Origin of the sequence: Pseudomonas sp. A25(2017) (assembly GCF_002001065.1) — a bacterium.
Taxonomy (GTDB): domain Bacteria; phylum Pseudomonadota; class Gammaproteobacteria; order Pseudomonadales; family Pseudomonadaceae; genus Aquipseudomonas; species Aquipseudomonas kilonensis.
In genome coordinates this window covers 89473-109874 of the sequence record NZ_MUOA01000076.1, presented here as the reverse complement: position 1 = coordinate 109874, position 20402 = coordinate 89473, and the positions used below count along the sequence as shown (strand labels likewise).

Below are 20402 nucleotides of genomic sequence, written 5' to 3'. Positions count from 1 at the left end.
CGACTTTGAATGGCCTTCCTTGCACTCGGTATTAACCACAAGACTGCTTCAGTAGACGTCCGCGAGCGCGTGGCCTTTACGCCTGAGCAGCTGGTTGAGGCCTTGCAGCAGCTCTGCCGACTCACCGACAGTCGCGAAGCTGCGATCCTCTCCACCTGCAATCGCAGCGAGCTATATATAGAACAGGATCACGTTTCGGCCGATTCAGTCCTGCGCTGGCTGGCCGAATACCACAACCTGAGCTTTGAAGAGCTGCGCGCCAGTGCCTATGTGCACGAAGACGATGCGGCCGTTCGTCACATGATGCGCGTCGCCTCGGGGCTCGACTCGCTGGTGTTGGGCGAGCCGCAGATTCTCGGCCAGATGAAGTCGGCCTACGCCGTGGCCCGCGAGGCAGGCACCGTCGGCCCGCTGCTGGGGCGCCTGTTCCAGGCGACGTTCAACGCCGCCAAGCAGGTACGCACCGACACCGCCATCGGCGAGAACCCGGTGTCCGTGGCGTTTGCCGCGGTCAGCCTGGCGAAACAGATTTTCAGTGATTTGCAACGCAGCCAGGCACTGCTGATCGGCGCTGGCGAGACCATCACCCTGGTCGCCCGCCATCTCCACGACCTGGGGGTCAAGCGCATAGTCGTCGCCAACCGGACCCTGGAACGGGCCAGTACCCTGGCCGAGCAGTTCGGCGCCCATGCGGTGCTGCTGTCGGACATTCCCGCGGAGCTGGTGCACAGCGACATCGTCATCAGTTCCACCGCCAGCCAGTTGCCGATCCTGGGCAAGGGCGCTGTGGAAAGTGCCCTGAAGCTGCGCAAGCACAAGCCGATTTTCATGGTGGACATTGCCGTTCCCCGGGACATCGAGCCGGAAGTCGGCGAACTGGATGACGTGTATCTCTACAGCGTCGACGACCTGCACGAGGTGGTCGCCGAGAACCTCAAGAGCCGGCAGGGCGCGGCCCAGGCGGCGGAAGAGATGATCACCGTCGGTGCCGACGACTTCATGGTGCGCCTGCGCGAGCTGGCGGCGGTGGATGTGCTCAAGGCCTATCGTCAGCAGAGCGAACGCCTGCGCGACGAGGAGCTGCAAAAAGCCCTGCGCCTGCTGGCCAACGGCGGCAGTGCCGAAGAGGTGCTGGTACAACTGGCCCGCGGCCTGACCAACAAATTGCTCCACGCCCCCAGTGTCCAGCTCAAGAAGCTGACCGCCGAAGGCCGCCTCGATGCGCTGGCCATGGCCCAGGAACTCTTTGCCCTCGGTGAGGGCTCACCGGATAGCTTTTCGGATAAAAAACCGCAATGAAAGCGTCACTGCTCAACAAACTGGACATTCTCCAGGACCGTTTCGAAGAACTGACCGCCTTGCTGGGCGATGGCGAAGTCATTTCCGACCAGAACAAATTCCGCACCTATTCCAAGGAATACGCGGAAGTCGAGCCGATTGTCGCCGCCTATAAACAGTTGCTCAAAGTGCAGGGCGATCTCGAAGGCGCCCAGGCGCTGCTCAAGGACAGCGACCCGGACATGCGCGAAATGGCCGTGGAGGAAGTCCGCGAAGCCAAGGATCAACTGGTTGAACTGGAAAGCAGCCTGCAACGCATGCTGTTGCCCAAGGACCCGAATGACGGGCGCAATGTGTTCCTTGAGATCCGTGCCGGTACCGGCGGCGACGAGGCGGCGATTTTTTCCGGCGACCTGTTTCGCATGTATTCGCGCTATGCCGAGCGTCGCGGTTGGCGGGTGGAGATCCTCTCGGAGAACGAGGGCGAGCACGGTGGCTATAAAGAAGTCATCGCCCGGGTCGAAGGCGACAACGTTTATGGCAAGCTGAAATTCGAATCCGGCGCCCACCGCGTGCAGCGCGTGCCGGCCACCGAGTCCCAGGGACGCATCCACACCTCGGCCTGCACCGTGGCGGTATTGCCCGAGCCGGACGAGCAGGAAGCCATCGAGATCAACCCGGCGGACCTGCGGGTCGACACTTACCGTTCCTCCGGCGCCGGCGGCCAGCACGTCAACAAGACTGACTCGGCGATCCGCATCACGCACTTGCCTTCGGGCATCGTGGTCGAGTGCCAGGAAGAACGTTCCCAGCACAAGAACCGCGCGCGGGCCATGGCCTGGTTGTCGGCCAAGCTCAACGACCAGCAGACCAGCGCCGCCGCCAATGCCATCGCCAGCGAACGCAAGTTGCTGGTGGGCTCGGGCGACCGTTCCGAGCGGATCCGTACCTACAACTTCGCCCAGGGCCGGGTCACCGACCATCGCGTCAACCTGACCCTGTATTCCCTGGACGAGATCCTTGCCGGTGGTGTCGATGCGGTGATCGAGCCGTTGCTGGCCGAATACCAGGCCGACCAGTTGGCGGCGATTGGCGAGTAAGCACAGGTGAACAAATGACCATCATCGCCAGTCTGTTACGCGCTGCCGAGTTACCGGATTCGCCCACGGCCCGGCTGGACGCCGAGTTGTTGCTGGCCGCAGCCTTGGGCAAGTCCCGCAGCTTCCTGCACACCTGGCCCGAGCGGATCGTGCCCAGCGAGGCAGCGTTGCTGTTCTCCGAATACCTGCGGCGACGTCGTTCCGGCGAGCCGGTGGCGTACATCCTCGGGCAACAGGGTTTCTGGAAACTCGACCTGGAAGTCGCACCCCATACCCTGATCCCGCGTCCCGACACCGAGCTGCTGGTGGAGACCGCGCTGGCGTTGTTGCCGGCGACACCAGCCCGGGTCCTGGACCTGGGCACCGGCAGCGGCGCGATTGCCCTGGCATTGGCCAGTGAGCGCCCGGCCTGGAAAGTCACGGCGGTCGACCGGGTGCTGGAGGCCGTGGCCCTGGCCGAACGCAATCGTCAGCGTCTGGACCTGCGCAACGTCACGGTGCTGAGCAGCCACTGGTTCAGTGCGCTGGAAGACGAGCGTTTCGAGTTGATCATCAGCAACCCGCCGTACATCGCGGCCAGCGATCCGCACCTTATCGAGGGCGACGTGCGTTTCGAGCCGGCCAGTGCCCTGGTTGCCGGGCCGGACGGGCTCGATGATCTGCGCCAGATCGTTGCCCAGGCCCCGGCTCATCTCGAGCCGGGCGGCTGGCTGATGCTTGAACACGGTTACGATCAGGCCGAGGCGGTGCGCGATTTGCTGCGCCTCCAAGGTTTTGCTGACGTCCACAGCCGCAAGGACCTGGGCGGTCATGAGCGCATCAGCCTGGGGTGCCGGCCGTGCTGAATGATCAGGAGCTGTTGCGCTACAGCCGGCAGATTCTGTTGCAGCACGTCGACATCGACGGCCAATTGCGTCTCAAGCAAAGCCGCGTGCTGATCATCGGCCTTGGCGGTCTCGGCGCGCCGGTGGCGTTGTACCTGGCCGCCGCGGGGGTGGGTGAGATGCACCTGGCGGATTTCGACACCGTCGACCTGACCAACCTGCAACGCCAGATCATTCACGACACCGACAGCGTCGGCCTGAGCAAGGTCGATTCGGCAATGCGGCGCCTGGGGGCGATCAACCCCGAGGTCCGACTGGTGCCTCACCAGGTGGCCATGGACGAAGACAGCCTGGCCGCGGCAGTCGCGGCGGTGGATGTGGTGCTCGACTGCTCGGACAATTTTTCGACCCGCGAAGCGGTGAACGCGGCCTGTGTCGCGGCGGGTAAACCGCTGGTCAGTGGCGCGGCGATTCGCCTGGAAGGGCAGTTGTCGGTGTTCGACCCGCGTCGCCCTGAAAGCCCTTGCTACCACTGCCTCTACGGCCACGGCAGCGAAGCCGAACTGACCTGCAGCGAAGCCGGTGTGATCGGGCCGCTGGTGGGGTTGGTGGGCAGCCTGCAAGCCCTTGAAGCCTTGAAGTTGCTGGCCGGTTTCGGTGAGCCGCTGGTGGGGCGCCTGTTGTTGATCGATGCCCTGGGCACGCGATTCCGTGAACTGCGGGTCAAGCGTGATCCAGGTTGCAGCGTCTGTGGTGGTCAACATGAGTGAAGCACCGGTCGGTGTGCTCGACTCGGGTGTCGGCGGGTTGTCGGTGCTGGGGGAAATTCGCCAATTGCTGCCCAATGAGTCGCTGTTGTACGTGGCCGACTGTGGGCATATTCCCTACGGCGAGAAGACCCCGGAATACATCCGTCAACGCTGCGCGATCATTGCCGACTTTCTCCTGGGCCAGGGTGCCAAGGCACTGGTCGTGGCCTGCAACACCGCAACGGTCGCCGCAGTTGCCGATCTACGCCGTGATTTCCCCCATTGGCCCATCGTCGGCATGGAGCCGGCGGTCAAGCCGGCCGCCGCCGCGACCCGCAGCGGTATCGTCGGTGTGCTTGCCACCACGGGCACCTTGCAGAGCGCCAAGTTCGCCGCTTTGCTCGACCGTTTCGCCACCGATGTGCGGGTCATCACGCAACCATGTCCGGGGTTGGTGGAACTGATCGAAGCGGGTGACCTGCACAACCCGGCCTTGTATCAATTGCTGCAACATTACGTCGACCCCTTGCTGGCAGCCGGCTGCGATACGCTGATCCTGGGTTGCACGCACTATCCGTTCCTCAAGCCATTGCTCGCGCGGATGATTCCGGAGCACATCAGCCTGATCGATACCGGTGCCGCCGTGGCCCGGCAACTTCAGCGCCTCCTGGCGGAGCGAGGGTTGTTGGCTGAAGGACCTGCCAGCGAAACGCACTTCTGGACGAGTGCAGACCCGATACATTTAAGAAAAATCCTACCGATGCTATGGCATTCGTCCGGCGTTGTGCGAAGCTTCGATCTGTAAAAAGAATGTGAAAACCGTGTGAAACGGGCTGAACTTCTGTTTGGATGCGGATTTCTATAGCTTTGTCTGTTTGTCACAAAACTAACTAAGTCTGTTCGGAAAAGGATGTTTCTAATGAAGCGCTTATTCTGCTTTGCCGCGTTTGCGGCTGCATTGTTGGGGCACACTTACACTGCACAAGCAGCGGGTGTGGAGTTTGGGGTTGGCCAGACCAGCGACTCGACCATGACCTACCGCCTGGGCATGCAGTTCGACTGGGACAAGAGTTGGCTGCAAAGTGATGTCGGTCGCCTGACCGGCTACTGGAGTGGCGCCTATACCTATTGGGAAGGGGACGAGACATCCAGCAATCACAGCCTGTCGTTCTCGCCTGTGTTTGTGTATGAATTTTCCGGTCAGAACGTGAAGCCTTACATCGAGGCAGGTATCGGCGTGGCGTTGTTTGCCAATACCGAAGTCGAAGACAACAAGCTCGGTACGGCCTTCCAGTTCGAAGATCGCATCGGCTTCGGCCTGCGCTTCAACGGTGGGCATGAAGTGGGCATTCGCGCCACTCATTACTCCAACGCCGGCATCAAGTCGACTAACGACGGTGTGGAAAGCTACGCGCTGCACTACACGATGCCGCTGTAACAAAACAGCTTGAGAACGGTGGGAGCGGGCTTGCTCGCGATGGCAATAGACCAGCCAAGATAAAATTGTCTGAGCCACCGCTATCGCGAGCAAGCTCGCTCCCACAGTAGATCAGACCAGACCTTTATCGATACGCCGTCGTAATGCCCTGGCGTTCTTCCAGGCACTCCGGCGCGCCCATCTCGAACTCGCGGCAGATCAGCGGGCGCTTTTCGTAGATGGTGCACATCATGCTGTCGCGATCCAGGGCCGCGCACCAACCGTCATCCAGCCGCAGCATCACCTCTCCACCCCAGTCGTCCGTGTCGATAAAGCGCTCCGGGACCCCGGTGTCGGTGATCAGCATCACTTCCAACTGGCAGCAGCACGCCGCGCACGTCGAACACGTGACGGCCGATGTCGGGATTTCATGGACGGGGATGGTTTTCATGGCGCGCAGTGTAAGGCAATCAGCGGCTCAGGGTCGTCCCTTGATCGGATAGCCGTTTTTCGCCTGGCATGAGCCCATATCGGTCGGCACGGTTTCGGTCGACGAAGGCAAAGGCCAGAGTGCGGTCATGGACGCAATGGGAAGCGCGACTTCCCGCGGGCGTTCGACCAACTGATTCAGCACGTGCCGCGCTGTTTCGTCCGCCGACCAGTGAATCGGGGTTTGGGGGCAATCGTCGGGCCCCGGCAATGGGGCGTTGTAGCCAGGGTGTACCAGCGTCACATCGACCCCCGCGTATGCCAGTTCTGCCCGAGCCGATTCGAACAGATGACGCATCCCGTGGCCACCCGCTTCTACTTGTGAAGGGGGCAGGTAAGTCGCCGGGCTGGCAATACCCACCAGATGAGGTTCGGTCCCGGCGCGCAGCAAGGGCATGGCCACTTCGATGCAGAAACTGGCAGCCAGCAGATTGCTGCGCACAATATGCTCGATCAATGTGTGATCAGCCGGCTGCCCGTCAACGTACTCAGCCGTCCCGGCATTGACGATCACCTGATCCAGGGCGCCCCATTGCCGGGCGATCTGTTCGCCGATCTCGCGCACGGCCTGGCTGTCGGTCAAATTGCCGGGCACGGCCAGCACGTGTCCTGGATAACGTAGCGAAAGGGTTTCGCATGATCGGGTCGAGCGCGAACTGACGGCCAGGTATGCACCCGTCTGCAGTATCGCTTCAGCCAACGAAGCACCGATTCCGTTGCCAGCTCCGGTGAGCCAATAGCGCCGTGGCAGTCTTAGACCCATTCCCTACTCCTTTCGATTGGACAGCGCACTGATTCGCAGCTTTTCAGTAGAGTCCGTACGACTAGTAAGACTATATGTTATCGGGTAAACAATGCATCCCGCAGGCTGGTAATTTCATGTTCGCTAATCGCCCATGCCTTCAAGGGCTGCGTCCCGTCGCGCCGGCAGGTTTCTGAACGCTGCCAGCGCGCGAGCCCTGGATTGGCTCAAGTCGACAATCGGTGCCGGATAATCCACGGCACCAAACAAGCCGCCCTGGGTATTTGGGCTATGGACCTGTTGCCTGTCCAGATCGTTCAGTTCAGGTAGCCAGCGTTTGATGAACAGGCCCTCACGGTCAAATTTTTCCGACTGGCTCAACGGGTTGAAGATGCGGAACCAGGGTGCCGAATCGGTGCCGGTGGACGCGCTCCACTGCCAGCCGCCATTGTTGGCGGCCAGGTCGCCGTCGATCAGATGCTGCATGAAAAAGCGTTCGCCTTCGCGCCAATCGATCAACAGGTTTTTGGTCAGGAACATGGCGACGACCATCCGCAAGCGGTTGTGCATCCAACCGGTCTCCAGCAATTGACGCATGGCTGCATCGATAATCGGCAGGCCGGTGCGCGCTTGTTTCCAGGCCTCCAGTTCTGCGGGGGCCTTGCGCCACGCCAGCGCCTCGGTTTCGGGGCGAAACGCACGATGGCGCGATACGCGTGGATAGCCCACTAGAATGTGTTTATAAAACTCGCGCCAGAGCAATTCATTGACCCAGGTCACAACACCGGCACTTCCGCTTTCGAATTCACCTTGGTTGGCTTGCAGCGCGGCGTGCAGGCACTGACGCGGCGACACCACGCCGGCCGCCAGATAGGCCGATAGCTGGCTGGTGCCGGGCTTGGCGGGAAAGTCCCGTTCGCCTTGGTAATCGTCGATGTGCTGCTCGACAAAGGTGTCCAGGCGCCGACGGGCTTCGGTTTCCCCGGCAGGCCAGAGGGCGCGTAGCGCTTCGCTGGGCGGTGCGAACCCATCGACTTGCGTCGGCACCGGGTCACGGGCAATGCCGTTGGGGGCCTGCCGGGCCGGCGTGGCGACCAGGCTCGGCAATGAAAAGTGCAGACGGCTGTAGCAGACCTTGCGGAACTGGCTGAACACTTGGAAATAGTTGCCGGTCTTGGTCAGTACGCTGCCGGGCTTGAACAGCAATTGATCGAGGTGGCTGTGAAATTCAACGCCCAGGTCATTCAGCGCGTGGGCGACTTCGGCGTCGCGTCGCGTTTCATTCAGGCCGTACTCTTCGTTGACATGCACGGCGGCGACGTTCAGTTCGCGACACAGCTTGAGCAGTACCTGCGGTGCCTGGTGCCAATGCGCGGCCTCGCGGAACAGCAGTGGGATGTTCAATTCGGCCAGGGCCGTACTCAACGCGCCGAGGTTGCGCAGCCAGAAATCGATCTTGCACGGCGCGTCGTCATGGGCGCGCCATTGTTCGGGGCTGGTCAGGTACACCGCCACGCAGGGGCCTTGGGCTGCGGCCGCCGCAAGAGCGGTGTTGTCGTGCAGGCGCAAGTCGCTGCGCAGCCAGATCAGTTGCATGCTGTCTTCCATCTAAAGGAGTTCTCGGCGGCTCAGTTCGCGCTGAGCCGATAACGGGTCTTCGGCCCAGGACACGTCAATCATCGCAACGCCTGTGGATAACCTGGCCTGGTGGATCGACGCTGCGGGGCCGGCGATGATGATTGGGCAATCAATTGCGCCCAGCAGCCTGGGCAGTTGGGACAGGTTGAGGGCGTGACTGGAATACAGCAGGACGCCGCGGGCCTTGAGGCGCTCGACCGCCAGGGCCAGTTCGCCGGCCGGTAGCGGGCAGTCGAACACTTCCACCGGGCAGTCGGCGCTGCTGGCCAGCCAGGCGGTGAGCCAGAGGTGCGGCTCCTGGGGCGAGTCCGAATGATTGACCAGCAACAGTGGCGCGCCGCGCAACTGACGGTTGTTGTGGTAGATCCGGCTGCCGAACTTGCTGCGCAGCCACGAGTACAGGAAGACCCGTTCCAGTTGCGCGCCGAACTGGCCTTGCCAGCGCAGGTGCAGCTCGGCCAGCAACGGCAAGAGCAACTGCTCGCACACGGTCCAGGGCGGGTACAGCGCCATCGCCTGGTTGACCAGGTCATCGATCTGGCGCTCGGCCAGTTGCGTCACCGCCAGCACCAGGGCATGGCGCTGACGCTGCCAGTCATTCTCCGGCACCTGGGAGGATTCGCTCGGTGGCTGCGGCGTGTCCAGCAACGGCTTGATCTTGCTCACCGCAACGCCACGGTCGATCCAGGTGAGGATGCTCAGGATCCGTTGCACATGCTCGGCATTGAACAGTCGGTGGCCCTTGGGCGTGCGGTGCGGCACGATCAGGCCATAACGGCGTTCCCAGGCTCGCAGCGTGACGGCGTTGACACCGGTTTGCCGGGCGACCTCGCGTATGGGCAGCCAGCCTTGCGCCAAGGCCTTGGCAAAGTCGACCCCCAGGTCTTCGCTGGCACTCGAATCGGGTTCGTTCCTCATCAAATAGCGTTTCGCAAGCTGAGGTTTTCCGGGTGTGGTTGCAGGTAGACCTGCTGCGCCAGGTAAGGATCGGGGTGCTGGCGCAAGTGATGCTTGAGCAGCGTCAGTGGCACCACCAAGGGCACGATGCCGAGGCGGTATTGCTCGATCAGATGCTGTACTTCCTGTTTGTCATCGGCGTCGATGGCGCGCTTGAGGTAACCGCTCAGGTGTTGCAGCACGTTGGTGTGGGTGCGGCGGGTGGCGCATTTCTTCAAGGCCGCCATCAATGCGCTGAAATAGCGTGGGCCCAACTCATTGGGGTCGGCCTTGCCCATGTTGCCCAGCAAGTTGCCCAGGGCCTTGTACTGCACCGGGTTGTGGGCCATCAGCAGGTATTTGTAGCGCGCGTGGAATTCGATCAGGTCGCGACGGGTCAGTCCGTCGCGGCGCAAAGGTTGCCAGGCGGCATAGGCGAACACCCGGGTCAGGAAGTTTTCGCGTAGCACCGGGTCGTTGAGGCGACCGTCTTCCTCCACCGGCAGGTCGGGGTGGCGTTCGCAGAAGGCCTGGGCATAGATGCCGCGGCCACCGCCGTCCTGGGTCACGCCGTTGTGGTCGTAGACCTTGACCCGCTCCAGTCCGCAGGACGGCGATTTCTGCATGAAGATGTAGCCGCAGATATCATCCAGCTCCCCAGCCATCTGCTGCCCGTAGTCGGCCAGTGCCCGGGTCACGTTGAAGTCGCGATTCACCGTGCCGAGCGCCTCGGGATGTTCGGGGTTGCCCACCAGGCGAATCGGCTCCCGGGGGATACCCAGGCCGATGGCGACTTCGGGGCACACCGGCACGAAATCGAAATAATCGACGAGGGTGCGGCTGCACAACTGCGATTGCTTGTGCCCGCCGTTAAAGCGAACTTCAGCACCCATCAGGCATGCGCTAATGGCGATTCTGGGTTTGGCGATGGCTGTGCTGGGCATGGGCGACCTCTGATTGCTAAATCTTGTACAGTTTTTCATTTCTGTACAATATTTTCATCATAGGTCCGAACGTGCACAAGTCAACCGGATTTGTGGGGCAAGGCGACGTCAATCGGTGTCGCAGGCAGGCTGCTGTCTCTTTCGACAGCAGCGAAGGGCGATGGGTGACGCGATCTACTGCAGGCTTGCATGCAGACGGCGTGCAGCTTCCTGGCCGCTGAGCCAAGCGCCTTCGACCCGACCGGACAGGCACCAGTCGCCGCACACATACAGGCCCAGGTCGGCATCGGCCAGCGCGCCCCATTCGTGGCTGCCGGCGGGGCGGGCGTAGAGCCAACGATGGGCCATGCTGAAGCTCGGTGCAGGCATTGCACTGTGCAGCAGTTCGGCGAAGGCGCCATGCAGGTGCTCGATCACCGCTTCCTTGGACAGGTCGATGTGCTGCCGGCTCCAGTCGCTGGTGGCGTGCAGGACCCAGGTGTCGAGCTTGCTGTCGCGTCCCGGTTTGCTGCGGTTGCGCGCCAGCCAGTCCAAGGGGCTGTCCTGTACGAAGCAGCCTTCCATGGGCGTATCCAGCGGTGCTTCGAAAGCCAGCGCCACGGCCCAGGTCGGGTCCATCTTCACGCCGGCGGCCACTGCGGCCAGCTTCGGTACGGCCGCCAGCAATGCGGTGGCCTGGGGAGCGGGCGTGGCGATCACCACTTGGCCGAAGGGGCCGTGGGTGAAACCTTCCGCGTCCTGCAAATGCCAGTGCTCCTGGCCGCGGTAGACCTCGGTGATCCGGCAGGCAAACTGCACTTGCAACTTGTCGAGCAAGGCGCGGGTGATGGCACTCATGCGCGGCGCGCCGACCCAGCGGGTCTGTTCGTCTGGCGATGGGCTCAGTTGGCCGTTCTGGAAGTTGTAGAGTTGTGGGTTCCATTCCGCCGCCCAGCCGTTGGCTTGCCAGCGCTGGACTTCCGTGACAAAGCGGCGATCGCGGGCGGTGAAGTATTGCGCGCCCATGTCCAATGCGCCGGCGTCGCTGCGCTTGCTCGACATGCGTCCGCCGCTGCCGTGGCTTTTATCGAAGAGTTGAACGATGTGCCCGGCCTCCGTCAGGGCCTGGGCGGCTGAAAGTCCGGCGATGCCGGTGCCGATGATTGCGATAGGTACAGTCATGAGGGCCTCGTTTACCTTTCTGTACAGACTACGCCGTCGTTTAAACCTGTACAATTCGGGTTTTTGGTATAAGTTTTACCGTTCGCGTTTGGGCAGGTTGTCCTATTGTTAAACACAGACCCTGTCCGATACGAAAAATCCCTGCTTATAAAAATAGACTAATGGGCCGGGTAAAACGCGATGCGAGGAACATCTCATGCACATATTGCTGACCGGCGGTACTGGTTTGATCGGACGTCAGCTCTGCCGCCTCTGGTTGGGGCAGGGACATCGCTTGACGGTATGGAGTCGTCGACCCGAAGAGGTGACGAAAATCTGTGGCGCAGATGTGCGAGGCGTTGCCAAGCTTGATGAAATTGTCGAGCCGGTGGACGCGGTGGTCAACCTCGCGGGAGCGCCGATTGCCGATCGGCCCTGGAGCCACAAGCGCAAGATGTTGTTGTGGAGCAGTCGCATCACGTTGACGGAAGTTCTGCTGGCGTGGCTGGAGCGTTGCGAGCAGAAACCGCAGGTATTGATTTCCGGTTCCGCGGTGGGCTGGTATGGCGACGGTGGTGAGCGTGAGTTGACCGAGGAATCGGGGCCGGTGAGCGAAGATTTCGCCAGCCAGTTGTGCATTGCCTGGGAAGAAACCGCACAACGGGCCGAGGCGTTGGGCATACGCGTGGTGCTGGTTCGTACCGGCCTGGTCCTGTCTGCCGAGGGCGGCTTTTTGTCGCGGCTGCTGTTGCCATTCAAACTGGCGCTGGGCGGGCGTATCGGCAATGGTCGGCAGTGGATGCCGTGGATTCATATTGACGATCAAATCGCCCTGATTGATTTTCTTCTGCACCGCTTTGAGGCCAGCGGTCCTTATAATGCGTGCGCTCCGAACCCGGTACGCAACCGCGATTTTGCCAAGGCCCTGGGGCATGTATTGCATCGGCCAGCCGTGGTGCCGATGCCGGAACTTGCGTTGAAAGTCGCGCTGGGGGAATTGTCCTTGCTGTTGCTCGGCGGCCAGCGCGCCACGCCGGCCCGATTGCAGGCGGCGGGTTTCACATTCCGCTTCACTGATTTGCCTGCGGCCCTGGAAGACTTGTCCAGCCGCCTTTGAAATAGGACGTTGCATGACCGATCACGCGTTGCTTCTGGTGAATCTGGGTTCGCCTGCCTCCACTTCGGTGGCCGATGTGCGCCGCTACCTCAATCAATTCCTGATGGACCCGTATGTCATCGACCTGCCATGGCCGGTGCGGCGCTTGCTGGTGTCGCTGATCCTGATCAAGCGTCCTGAGCAGTCGGCCCATGCCTATGCCTCGATCTGGTGGGAGGAAGGGTCGCCGCTGGTGGTGCTCAGCCGTCGGTTGCAACAGGCCATGACCGCACAGTGGACCCAGGGCCCAGTGGAACTGGCGATGCGTTATGGCGAGCCGTCCATTGAATCGGCGCTGGTGCGGCTGGCGAGCCAGGGGCACAAGAAGATCACGTTGGCGCCGTTGTACCCGCAGTTCGCCGACAGCACCGTGACCACGGTGATCGAGGAGGCCAAGCGGGTCGCGCGGGAAAAGAAACTCGATGTGCAGTTCTCGATTCTCCAGCCGTTCTACGATCAGCCCGAATACCTCGACGCCCTGGTGGCCAGCGCCAAGCCGTACCTGATGCAGGAGCACGATCATCTGTTGTTGAGTTTCCACGGCTTGCCGGAGCGACACCTGACCAAGCTCGACCCCACGGGGTTTCATTGCTTCAAGGATGCCGACTGCTGTAAGAACGCGCCGCCGGAGGTCATGGCGACCTGTTACCGCGCGCAATGCATTCGCACTGCCGAGCTGTTCGCCCAACGCATGGGGCTCAAGGCTGGCCAGTGGTCGGTGTCGTTCCAGTCGCGATTGGGCCGGGCCAAATGGATCGAACCCTATACCGAAGCGCGCCTGGAGGAACTGGCCAAAAGCGGCGTGAAGAAAGTCTTGGTGATGTGCCCGGCGTTCGTGGCCGACTGCATTGAAACCCTGGAGGAAATCGGCGATCGCGGCCGCGAGCAGTTCCGTGCGGCAGGGGGGGAGGAGTTGGTGTTGGTGCCTTGCCTTAATGATGAGGCGCAGTGGGCGCAGGCGTTGAGTACCCTCTGCGAACGGGCGCCGATAGCTCTGTAAACCTCGAAAAGCATCGCGGGCAAGCCTTGCTCCCACAGATTTTGTCTTGACCACTCAAGCATGGTCCACTCAAGACCTGTGGGAGCAAGGCTTGCCCGCGATGACGGCAGTGCGGGCGATGAAAGTTCTGCGTTTTACTGGAACGGCTCATCCGCCTGCTTCTGCTTCCAGCTGTCATTGCCCGGCAGCAGCAGGTTCAGCGCGATCGCCACCACCGCGCACAGCGCGATGCCTTTGAGGCCGAAGTCGTCCGGCCCAGTGCCGGTGCCCACCAGCACACCGCCGATGCCGAACACCAACGTCACCGAAACGATCACCAGGTTGCGTGCCTCGCCCAGGTCGATCTTGTGGCGGATCAAGGTGTTCATGCCCACTGCCGCAATCGAACCGAACAGCAGGCACAGGATCCCGCCCATCACCGGCACCGGGATGCTTTGCAGCAGCGCGCCGAACTTGCCGATGAATGCCAGGCTGATGGCAAAGATCGCCGCCCAGGTCATGATCTTCGGGTTGTAGTTTTTGGTCAGCATCACCGCGCCGGTCACTTCGGCGTAGGTGGTGTTGGGTGGGCCGCCGAACAGGCCGGCGGCGGTGGTGGCAATGCCGTCACCGAGCAGTGTGCGGTGCAGGCCGGTTTTTTTCAGGTAGTCGCGACCGGTCACGCTGCCCACGGCAATCACGCCGCCGATGTGCTCGATGGCCGGTGCCAGGGCGACCGGCACGATGAACAGGATTGCCTGCCAGTTGAACTCCGGCGCGGTGAAGGCCGGCAGTGCGAACCACGGCGCGGCGGCGATTTTCGCGGTGTCCACGACGCCGAAGAAAAACGCCATGGCAAAGCCCACCAACACGCCGGAAATGATCGGCACCAGGCGGAAAATGCCTTTGCCGAACACCGCCACGATCAGGGTGGTGAGCAGGGCCGGCATCGAAATCAGCATCGCGGTTTGATAATGAATCAGCTCGGTACCGTCGCCGGCCTTGCCCATCGCCATGTTGGCGGCAATCGGCGCCATGGCCAGGCCGATGGAAATGATCACCGGACCAATCACCACCGGCGGCAGCAGCCGGTCGATGAACCCGGTGCCCTTGATCTTCACCGCCAGGCCCAGAAAGGTGTAGACGAAACCTGCCGCCATCACACCGCCCATGGTCGCGGCCAGGCCGAACTGGCCCTTGGCGAGGATGATCGGGGTGATGAAGGCAAAACTCGAAGCCAGGAACACCGGCACCTGGCGCCCGGTGACGATTTGGAACAGGAGCGTTCCCAGGCCGGCCGTGAACAGCGCCACGTTAGGGTCCAGCCCGGTGATCAGCGGCATCAGTACCAGCGCACCGAAGGCGACGAACAGCATCTGCGCGCCAGACAGCACCTGGCGCCAGAGCGGATCGTTGAACTCATCCTGCATGCTCAAGCGTCCTTCTGCTTGGTGCCGAAGATTTTGTCGCCGGCATCGCCCAGGCCCGGGATGATATAGCCGTGTTCGTTGAGTTTCTGATCGATGGACGCGGTGTAGATGGTCACATCCGGGTGGGCATCGTGCACGGCCTTGATGCCTTCGGGGGCCGCGACCAGCACCATGGCGCGGATGTCCCGGCAACCGGCCTTTTTCAACAGGTCGATGGTGGCGACCATGGAGCTGCCGGTGGCGAGCATCGGGTCGATGATCATCGCCAGGCGCTCGTCGATTTCCGGCACCAGTTTTTCCAGGTAGGTGTGCGCCTGCAGGGTCTGCTCGTTGCGAGCTACGCCCACAGCGCTGACCTTGGCCCCCGGGATCAGGCTCAGTACGCCTTCGAGCATGCCGATGCCGGCGCGCAGGATCGGCACCACGGTGATCTTCTTGCCGGCGATTTTCTCGACCTGGACCGTACCGGCCCAGCCGTCGATTTCATAAGACTCCAGCGGCAGGTCCTTGGTGGCCTCGTAGGTGAGCAGGGCACCGACTTCCTGGGCGAGTTCACGGAAGTTCTTCGTGCTGATGTCAGCGCGGCGCATCAGGCCGAGTTTGTGTCTGATCAGCGGATGGCGGATCTCGAGGATGGGCATGGGGAAGGCTCCGACGGCGGGCAAAAAAACCGGTTTAGATTAATCTATCCGAGGGTGTTGTCCTATAGACAATACGGAACGTTAGTCCACAAACGCTTGATCTGGCCGGGCGGGGTGCGTACCTTTGCCGGTTTTTCCGATCCGCTACCCCTGGAGAGCGACATGTCCGCTGATCTCGAGCATATCCGTCAAATCATGCGAGAGGCTGACTGCCTGTACACCGAAGCCGAAGTCGAAGCGGCCATCGCCCGTGTCGGTGCGCAAATCAACGACCAACTGGCCGAGGCCAACCCGGTGGTGTTCTGCGTCATGAACGGCGGGCTGATTTTCTCCGGCAAGCTGCTGACCTACCTGAACTTCCCCCTCGAAGCGTCCTACTTGCACGCGACGCGTTATCGCAACGAAACCAGCGGCGGCGACCTGTTCTGGAAAGCCAAGCCGGAAGTCTCGTTCATCGACCGCGACGTGCTGATCATCGACGACATCCTCGACGAAGGTCACACCCTGGGCGCGATCATCGACTTCTGCAAACACGCCGGTGCCCGCGCCGTGCACACCGCCGTGCTGATCGACAAGGACCACGACCGCAAGGCCCGTCCTGACTTGAAAGCCGATTTCGTCGGCCTGCCGTGCATCGACCGCTATATCTTCGGCTACGGCATGGACTACAAAGGTTACTGGCGCAACGCCAATGGCATTTTCGCCGTCAAGGGCATGTAATCGATGACTCGGCCAAGCTTTCTGGATCATGCACTGTTCGATGACTTGGCCGAAAAATCTGCGGCCAGTCCTCGTGGGCGGCAGCATCATAACTTCCATGAGATGGATGAGCCGTGCCACCGCATGGCGGTGGGCTTACAGCCTTCGACCTACATCCCGCCGCACCGCCACCTGAGCGCCGACAAGGCGGAAACCTTGCTGGTGCTCAAGGGCCGGTTGGGGGTATTGATCTTCGATGAAGCCGGCGCGGTGGTGGACAAGCGCATCCTGCAGGCTGGTGGTGGTTGCCTCGGCGTTGACCTGCCGGCCGGTGTGTATCACGGATTGGTGGTGCTGGAAGCCGACAGCCTGATGTTCGAATGCAAGGCCGGCCCCTACCGGCCCGTGGGCGAGGGCGAACTGGCCCACTGGGCGCCCCGTGAAGGCGAGGCCGGCGTGGCGCAATACCATGCCTGGATGCGCGCCCAGTTCGACTAATACCTGTGGCGAGGGGATTTATCCCCGCTGGGTTGCGAAGCGACCCCAAACCGATCGACTCGATCAGCCTGACATAACGGGTTGCCTGTTTTTAGGGCTGCTTCGCAGCCCAGCGGGGATAAATCCCCTCGCCACATGAATTTAGCTGCCCATCTGCGCCCTCACTACAGATCAAGCCAGTCGTGAGTGGGCGGTGCTATTGGCAGCCAGCCATTGCTCGCTCTTGATCCGCGCCTGCTCCAGGGTCTGCACATACGCCAATTGCCGCTGCTCGCGATGAATGCCGGCGCGGCGCAGTTTCAGGCGCACCCTTGGCGCCGTCGCGACCAGGATCAGGCCGATGCCCTGCTTGCGGTAATCCTTCAGGATGTTTTCGAACGCGGCCAGCGCGGTCATGTCCAGCATGGGCACGGCGCTCATTTCCACGACCACCACCCGGACCCCCGGATCGAACTTGCGCAGCACATCCAGGGCTTTTTCCGCCGCGCCGAAGAACAGCGGTCCGCGAATCCCGTAGCAACGCACATGCTCGGGCATGTCCAGCAGGGCCTGGTGGAAGTGGCGGGGCAGTTCGGCGCTGTCGGTCAGTTCGCTCATGCGCTTGATGAACAGCCCGGCGGCCAGCAGCAGGCCGACGGCGACGGCCATGACCATGTCGAACAGGACGGTCAGGCTAAGGCAGGTCAGCAGCACCAGTACGTCGCTGCGCGGGGCGATGCGCAAGGTATGCAGCACGTGTCCGGCTTCGCTCATGTTCCAGGCCACTATCACCAGTAGCGCCGCCAGGGCAGCCATGGGCAGGTAGCTGAACAGTGGCGCCAGCAGCACCATCGCCAGCAGCACCACAAGGCTGTGAATGATCGCGGCCAGCGGTGAAGAGGCGCCGCTGCGCACATTGGTCGCACTGCGGGCAATGGCCGCCGTGGCGGTGATACCGCCGAACAGCGGCGCCACGAGGTTACCCAGGCCTTGGCCGATCAGCTCGGCATTGGGGTCGTGCTTGCTGCCGGTCATGCCATCCGCCACCACGGCGCACAACAGCGATTCGATGGCGCCAAGCATGGCAATGGCGAAGGCCGGGCCCAGTAATTGGCGGATCAGGTCATAGGAAAGCGTCAGGGGATGGCCTTGGCCATCTGGCAGGTTCCATGGCCAGTCGAAGCTCGGTAAAAACGGCGGGATACCGGGGTGGCTGATGCCATCGACCACGTAGCTGAAACGCTCACCCAATGTCGCCACCGGCCAACCGCCGTGCTCCAGCGCCAGTCCCAATAGGGCCCCGACCAGCAAGGCAACCAAATGCCCGGGAACCCGCGGTACCCAGCGTGGCCAGGCAATCAGTACTGCCAGGCACGTGACGCCGATGATGCCATCGCCGAGTCGGGCACTGGGCAGCGCCACGATCAGTTCGCCCAACTGTTCGATGTAGTGCTTGGCTTGCCCGACGGTGGTCAGCCCCAGCAGATCCTTGAGTTGCAAGGTGGCGATGACCACGCCGATCCCGGCGGTAAAGCCGAGGATCACCGGGTAGGGGATGTATTGGATCAGCCGTCCGGCGCGCATCAACCCCAGGGTGATGAGAATCAGGCCGGCGAGCATGGTGCATAACAACAGGCCGCCGAGGCCATATTGTTGGGTGATGGGCAGCAGGATCACCACGAACGCCGCCGTCGGCCCGCTGACGTTGAAGCGCGAGCCGCCGGTGAGGGCGATCAAGGGCGCGGCCACCAACACCGTGTACAAGCCATGTTGCGGCGGTACGCCAACGGCAATCGCCAGGGCCATGGCCAGAGGGATGGCGATGATGCCGACGGTCAGCCCGGCCACCAGGTCGCCACGCAGGCGCTCAAGGGTGTAACCGGCGCGCCAGGTTTGGCGCCAGGCGGCAAACAATGGTGGGGCGGAGAAAGACATGGGCACTCCACTAAGTGAACGGGGCAAACACCGAACTCCCGGCAAACACCCAACCTGTGGCGAGGGGATTTATCCCCGCTGGGCTGCGAAGCGGCCCCCATCGGGTTGGGGTGATCTATCTGACTCACCGAGTATCCGGTTTGGGGCTGCTTCGCAGCCCAGCGGGGATAAATCCCCTCGCCACAAAAAGCATTCTGTGGCGGGTGTCAGGGCTGATGGCTCTTTGAGTATGCCGTGCTCGTTGCGCGGATGTATTGATCTGGATCGTTATTTTTACCGCTTAGGCTCATGCTAGAGTGCCCGGCCAAGACCCCGGAGCTTGTCATGCGTGTATTGATCCGCTGCGCCACTTTGCTGTTGATCTCCAGTCTGCCCTTGGCGGCCGAGGCTGCGCCGATGCACAGTCAATTCCTGCCGCCTGATGACCTGGTGGTGCGCCAGGAACAGCCTGAACAGCAGCAGTTGCTGCAAGTGACCGAGTATTCGGTGGTACTGGGTAACCAGCGTCAGTCCAACCAGCAACCGATTCCGGTCACTTCGCCCTTGCTGGTCCGCCTCAAGGGCAAGCCGATGAACAAGGGCGCGACCCTCAGCCAGGTGATCCTCAACTTCGACGGCGAAAGCAAAAGCCTGAAGAAACCGGTTTTCGACGAGGCGAGCAAGACCCTGACGCTGTCTTATCCACAGGCCCAGTACCGGGTGGTCATCGATCTGCTGCGCAACAACACGGTCTATGTGCAGTTTCTTACTTACGCCAACGGCCATATCTGGGCCGACCTGCACACCGGTGCCGAACGCCCGCGTTGAGCCCCGAGGCCTGCCGGGGGTAAACTGCCCGCCCCGTGAACTGTGCGAGCTGGAGCCGGCAATGCGTAAAGACAAGAAACAAGTGATTGGCGACGAGATTGGCGATGAACAGATCAAGCTGTTCCTCAATTTCGAACCGGTCGATGCCACGTCGCCGTCGCTGCACAAACTGATCAAGGCCTACCGCGGCCTGCGGGTCGATGACTTTGAACGCTTCCTGACGTTCTTCGTCGAGGCCGGCCATGACCTCAACGGCAAGGATGAGCACGGCAATGATTTCGTTGCGCTGATCAAGGACCAGCGTAATGCCGAGGAATATATTGAGTTGATCAAAAAAGCCCGCGGCTGAATTAACGTCCATCAACGCTCTTCGGAGCGTTGAGTATTCCGCTTGAACGCAACTAATTTTTTCTTTTGCACATCGCTCTGAAAGGTTATGTCACCATTCGGGCTGTTCTGTTTTATTTGAAATTCCATTACTTTGCGTCGAAGCCAATTGGCTTTGACGTTATTGTTTAAATGGAGCTGTACTCATCATGGAAGTTAAAAATAAATGTATCGCTGGGGTGTTATTGCCTTTGGCAGCGTGCCTGGCAAGTTCAGTGTCCTATGCGCGGGATGACATTCTCAATGTCGAGATCTACAACGCAACAGCAACCGACATTGTTCCCGGTAGCGGCTTTAGCTGGACTGAATATTGGGCCAGTTCGGGCCACAATTTTTGGATAAGCCCCGGTGAAAGCCAGGAGCTAACGTACTATCTGCCCCAATCGCGCGACGAGCGGGAGGCCTTCAGCTACACGCAAGACCGCCGCACCTGTCATTTCAGCTTTGGGCATGTCGCAAGAACACCGATCAGTGAGGGGGCGATGCCTTATCGTCGCTGGGTCAAAGCGGAGCCGACGGATTATTGTGTCGCTCAATTGATTGATGTTGAAGATCATGACGGCTATGTTCGTAACGGTGGAACACGCGTCAAGTTCACCATGAAGTAACACCGCAGGAAAATAAAAAGCCCCCC

The 20402-nt window shown here is 61.5% G+C and carries 22 protein-coding genes; 13 read left to right on the top strand and 9 right to left on the bottom strand.

Annotated features, from left to right (window positions below):
• Nucleotides 1-9 precede the first annotated feature (9 nt).
• The 6 genes from hemA (at nt 10) to B0E42_RS20225 (ending at nt 5389) form a co-directional block, all read left to right on the top strand.
• Nucleotides 10-1299, top strand: a complete 1290-nt coding sequence (hemA, locus tag B0E42_RS20250; protein WP_018606462.1) for a glutamyl-tRNA reductase — start codon at nt 10-12, stop codon at nt 1297-1299.
• Complete coding sequence (gene prfA, locus B0E42_RS20245) at nt 1296-2378, top strand: peptide chain release factor 1 (RefSeq protein WP_018606464.1); 1083 nt, start codon at nt 1296-1298, stop codon at nt 2376-2378. Before hemA ends, prfA begins: the two co-directional genes overlap by 4 nt.
• Nucleotides 2379-2392: 14 nt before the next feature.
• Nucleotides 2393-3223, top strand: a complete 831-nt coding sequence (gene prmC / locus B0E42_RS20240; RefSeq protein ID WP_018606466.1) for a peptide chain release factor N(5)-glutamine methyltransferase — start codon at nt 2393-2395, stop codon at nt 3221-3223.
• Nucleotides 3217-3972 (top strand): molybdopterin-synthase adenylyltransferase MoeB, encoded by a 756-nt coding sequence (locus tag B0E42_RS20235; RefSeq protein WP_024617811.1) that lies wholly within the window; start codon nt 3217-3219, stop codon nt 3970-3972. Before prmC ends, B0E42_RS20235 begins: the two co-directional genes overlap by 7 nt.
• Nucleotides 3965-4756, top strand: a complete 792-nt coding sequence (murI, locus tag B0E42_RS20230; RefSeq protein ID WP_053189851.1) for a glutamate racemase — start codon at nt 3965-3967, stop codon at nt 4754-4756. The genes B0E42_RS20235 and murI overlap by 8 nt, the downstream gene beginning before the upstream one ends.
• Before the next feature lie 114 nt (nt 4757-4870).
• Nucleotides 4871-5389: an acyloxyacyl hydrolase gene (locus B0E42_RS20225; RefSeq protein WP_014340188.1), complete on the top strand. Its 519-nt coding sequence runs from the start codon at nt 4871-4873 to the stop codon at nt 5387-5389.
• Nucleotides 5390-5513: 124 nt separating this feature from the next.
• On the opposite strand, the gene B0E42_RS20220 is transcribed toward B0E42_RS20225, so the two are convergent.
• The 6 genes from B0E42_RS20220 to B0E42_RS20195 form a co-directional block, all read right to left on the bottom strand.
• Nucleotides 5514-5819: a YkgJ family cysteine cluster protein gene (locus B0E42_RS20220; protein ID WP_024617812.1), complete on the bottom strand. Its 306-nt coding sequence runs from the start codon at nt 5817-5819 to the stop codon at nt 5514-5516.
• Between the two features lie 27 nt (nt 5820-5846).
• Nucleotides 5847-6620 carry an SDR family oxidoreductase gene (locus B0E42_RS20215; RefSeq protein ID WP_053181878.1) on the bottom strand — a complete coding sequence of 258 codons (774 nt, stop codon included), beginning with the start codon at nt 6618-6620 and terminating at the stop codon, nt 5847-5849.
• 123 nt (nt 6621-6743) lie between these two features.
• Nucleotides 6744-8195 (bottom strand): deoxyribodipyrimidine photo-lyase, encoded by a 1452-nt coding sequence (phrB, locus tag B0E42_RS20210; RefSeq protein WP_053181908.1) that lies wholly within the window; start codon nt 8193-8195, stop codon nt 6744-6746.
• A 12-nt stretch (nt 8196-8207) separates the two neighbouring features.
• Complete coding sequence (locus B0E42_RS20205) at nt 8208-9155, bottom strand: MerR family transcriptional regulator (protein ID WP_053181875.1); 948 nt, start codon at nt 9153-9155, stop codon at nt 8208-8210.
• Entirely contained in the window at nt 9155-10117 is a 963-nt protein-coding gene (locus B0E42_RS20200) for a DUF523 and DUF1722 domain-containing protein (protein WP_077507131.1), read from the bottom strand. Before B0E42_RS20200 ends, B0E42_RS20205 begins: the two co-directional genes overlap by 1 nt.
• 174 nt (nt 10118-10291) lie before the next feature.
• Nucleotides 10292-11278 carry an NAD(P)/FAD-dependent oxidoreductase gene (locus tag B0E42_RS20195; protein WP_077507130.1) on the bottom strand — a complete coding sequence of 329 codons (987 nt, stop codon included), beginning with the start codon at nt 11276-11278 and terminating at the stop codon, nt 10292-10294.
• Between the two features lie 196 nt (nt 11279-11474).
• Here B0E42_RS20195 and B0E42_RS20190 point away from each other — a divergent pair, with 196 nt between their 5' ends.
• Both B0E42_RS20190 and hemH read left to right on the top strand, forming a co-directional pair.
• Nucleotides 11475-12374, top strand: a complete 900-nt coding sequence (locus B0E42_RS20190) for a TIGR01777 family oxidoreductase (RefSeq protein WP_053181872.1) — start codon at nt 11475-11477, stop codon at nt 12372-12374.
• A 13-nt stretch (nt 12375-12387) separates the two neighbouring features.
• Nucleotides 12388-13413 (top strand): ferrochelatase, encoded by a 1026-nt coding sequence (gene hemH, locus B0E42_RS20185; protein ID WP_018606482.1) that lies wholly within the window; start codon nt 12388-12390, stop codon nt 13411-13413.
• Between the two features lie 134 nt (nt 13414-13547).
• Here the strand turns inward: hemH and B0E42_RS20180 are convergent, their stop codons facing one another.
• On the bottom strand, nt 13548-14822 hold the full coding sequence (locus B0E42_RS20180) for a uracil-xanthine permease family protein (RefSeq protein ID WP_077507129.1): 1275 nt from the start codon (nt 14820-14822) through the stop codon (nt 13548-13550).
• 2 nt (nt 14823-14824) lie between these two features.
• Complete coding sequence (gene upp, locus B0E42_RS20175) at nt 14825-15463, bottom strand: uracil phosphoribosyltransferase (protein ID WP_018606486.1); 639 nt, start codon at nt 15461-15463, stop codon at nt 14825-14827.
• Nucleotides 15464-15625: 162 nt separating this feature from the next.
• Here upp and B0E42_RS20170 point away from each other — a divergent pair, with 162 nt between their 5' ends.
• Nucleotides 15626-16183: a hypoxanthine-guanine phosphoribosyltransferase gene (locus B0E42_RS20170; protein ID WP_018606488.1), complete on the top strand. Its 558-nt coding sequence runs from the start codon at nt 15626-15628 to the stop codon at nt 16181-16183.
• A 3-nt stretch (nt 16184-16186) separates the two neighbouring features.
• Nucleotides 16187-16660, top strand: coding sequence for a WbuC family cupin fold metalloprotein (locus B0E42_RS20165; RefSeq protein ID WP_077507128.1), 474 nt, complete (start codon nt 16187-16189; stop codon nt 16658-16660).
• Between the two features lie 171 nt (nt 16661-16831).
• Here B0E42_RS20165 and dauA read toward each other — a convergent pair whose 3' ends face one another.
• Nucleotides 16832-18574: a C4-dicarboxylic acid transporter DauA gene (dauA, locus tag B0E42_RS20160; protein WP_077507127.1), complete on the bottom strand. Its 1743-nt coding sequence runs from the start codon at nt 18572-18574 to the stop codon at nt 16832-16834.
• Between the two features lie 324 nt (nt 18575-18898).
• Between dauA and B0E42_RS20155 the strand changes: the two genes are divergently transcribed.
• From B0E42_RS20155 to B0E42_RS20145, 3 genes are all read left to right on the top strand, one after another.
• Nucleotides 18899-19381, top strand: a complete 483-nt coding sequence (locus B0E42_RS20155; RefSeq protein ID WP_003205495.1) for a hypothetical protein — start codon at nt 18899-18901, stop codon at nt 19379-19381.
• 61 nt (nt 19382-19442) lie between these two features.
• Nucleotides 19443-19730: a PA4642 family protein gene (locus B0E42_RS20150; RefSeq protein ID WP_018606494.1), complete on the top strand. Its 288-nt coding sequence runs from the start codon at nt 19443-19445 to the stop codon at nt 19728-19730.
• Nucleotides 19731-19917: 187 nt separating this feature from the next.
• A complete protein-coding gene (locus B0E42_RS20145) occupies nt 19918-20376 on the top strand; it encodes a hypothetical protein (protein WP_077507126.1) in 459 nt (152 codons plus the stop codon).
• The last annotated feature ends 26 nt before the right edge of the window (nt 20377-20402 follow it).

Bases quoted from the DNA above. Each gene is read 5' to 3' on its own strand.
- B0E42_RS20165 (WP_077507128.1), top strand. From the start codon at position 16,187: ATGACTCGGCCAAGCTTTCTGGATCATGCACTGTTCGATGACTTGGCC.
- B0E42_RS20195 (WP_077507130.1), bottom strand. From the start codon at position 11,278: ATGACTGTACCTATCGCAATCATCGGCACCGGCATCGCCGGACTTTCA.
- prfA (WP_018606464.1), top strand. From the start codon at position 1,296: ATGAAAGCGTCACTGCTCAACAAACTGGACATTCTCCAGGACCGTTTC.
- B0E42_RS20170 (WP_018606488.1), top strand. From the start codon at position 15,626: ATGTCCGCTGATCTCGAGCATATCCGTCAAATCATGCGAGAGGCTGAC.
- B0E42_RS20200 (WP_077507131.1), bottom strand. From the start codon at position 10,117: ATGCCCAGCACAGCCATCGCCAAACCCAGAATCGCCATTAGCGCATGC.
- phrB (WP_053181908.1), bottom strand. From the start codon at position 8,195: ATGCAACTGATCTGGCTGCGCAGCGACTTGCGCCTGCACGACAACACC.
- murI (WP_053189851.1), top strand. From the start codon at position 3,965: ATGAGTGAAGCACCGGTCGGTGTGCTCGACTCGGGTGTCGGCGGGTTG.
- B0E42_RS20155 (WP_003205495.1), top strand. From the start codon at position 18,899: ATGCGTGTATTGATCCGCTGCGCCACTTTGCTGTTGATCTCCAGTCTG.
- prmC (WP_018606466.1), top strand. From the start codon at position 2,393: ATGACCATCATCGCCAGTCTGTTACGCGCTGCCGAGTTACCGGATTCG.
- B0E42_RS20190 (WP_053181872.1), top strand. From the start codon at position 11,475: ATGCACATATTGCTGACCGGCGGTACTGGTTTGATCGGACGTCAGCTC.
- B0E42_RS20145 (WP_077507126.1), top strand. From the start codon at position 19,918: ATGGAAGTTAAAAATAAATGTATCGCTGGGGTGTTATTGCCTTTGGCA.
- B0E42_RS20150 (WP_018606494.1), top strand. From the start codon at position 19,443: ATGCGTAAAGACAAGAAACAAGTGATTGGCGACGAGATTGGCGATGAA.
- B0E42_RS20205 (WP_053181875.1), bottom strand. From the start codon at position 9,155: ATGAGGAACGAACCCGATTCGAGTGCCAGCGAAGACCTGGGGGTCGAC.
- upp (WP_018606486.1), bottom strand. From the start codon at position 15,463: ATGCCCATCCTCGAGATCCGCCATCCGCTGATCAGACACAAACTCGGC.
- hemH (WP_018606482.1), top strand. From the start codon at position 12,388: ATGACCGATCACGCGTTGCTTCTGGTGAATCTGGGTTCGCCTGCCTCC.
- dauA (WP_077507127.1), bottom strand. From the start codon at position 18,574: ATGTCTTTCTCCGCCCCACCATTGTTTGCCGCCTGGCGCCAAACCTGG.
- B0E42_RS20225 (WP_014340188.1), top strand. From the start codon at position 4,871: ATGAAGCGCTTATTCTGCTTTGCCGCGTTTGCGGCTGCATTGTTGGGG.
- B0E42_RS20180 (WP_077507129.1), bottom strand. From the start codon at position 14,822: ATGCAGGATGAGTTCAACGATCCGCTCTGGCGCCAGGTGCTGTCTGGC.
- hemA (WP_018606462.1), top strand. From the start codon at position 10: ATGGCCTTCCTTGCACTCGGTATTAACCACAAGACTGCTTCAGTAGAC.
- B0E42_RS20220 (WP_024617812.1), bottom strand. From the start codon at position 5,819: ATGAAAACCATCCCCGTCCATGAAATCCCGACATCGGCCGTCACGTGT.
- B0E42_RS20215 (WP_053181878.1), bottom strand. From the start codon at position 6,620: ATGGGTCTAAGACTGCCACGGCGCTATTGGCTCACCGGAGCTGGCAAC.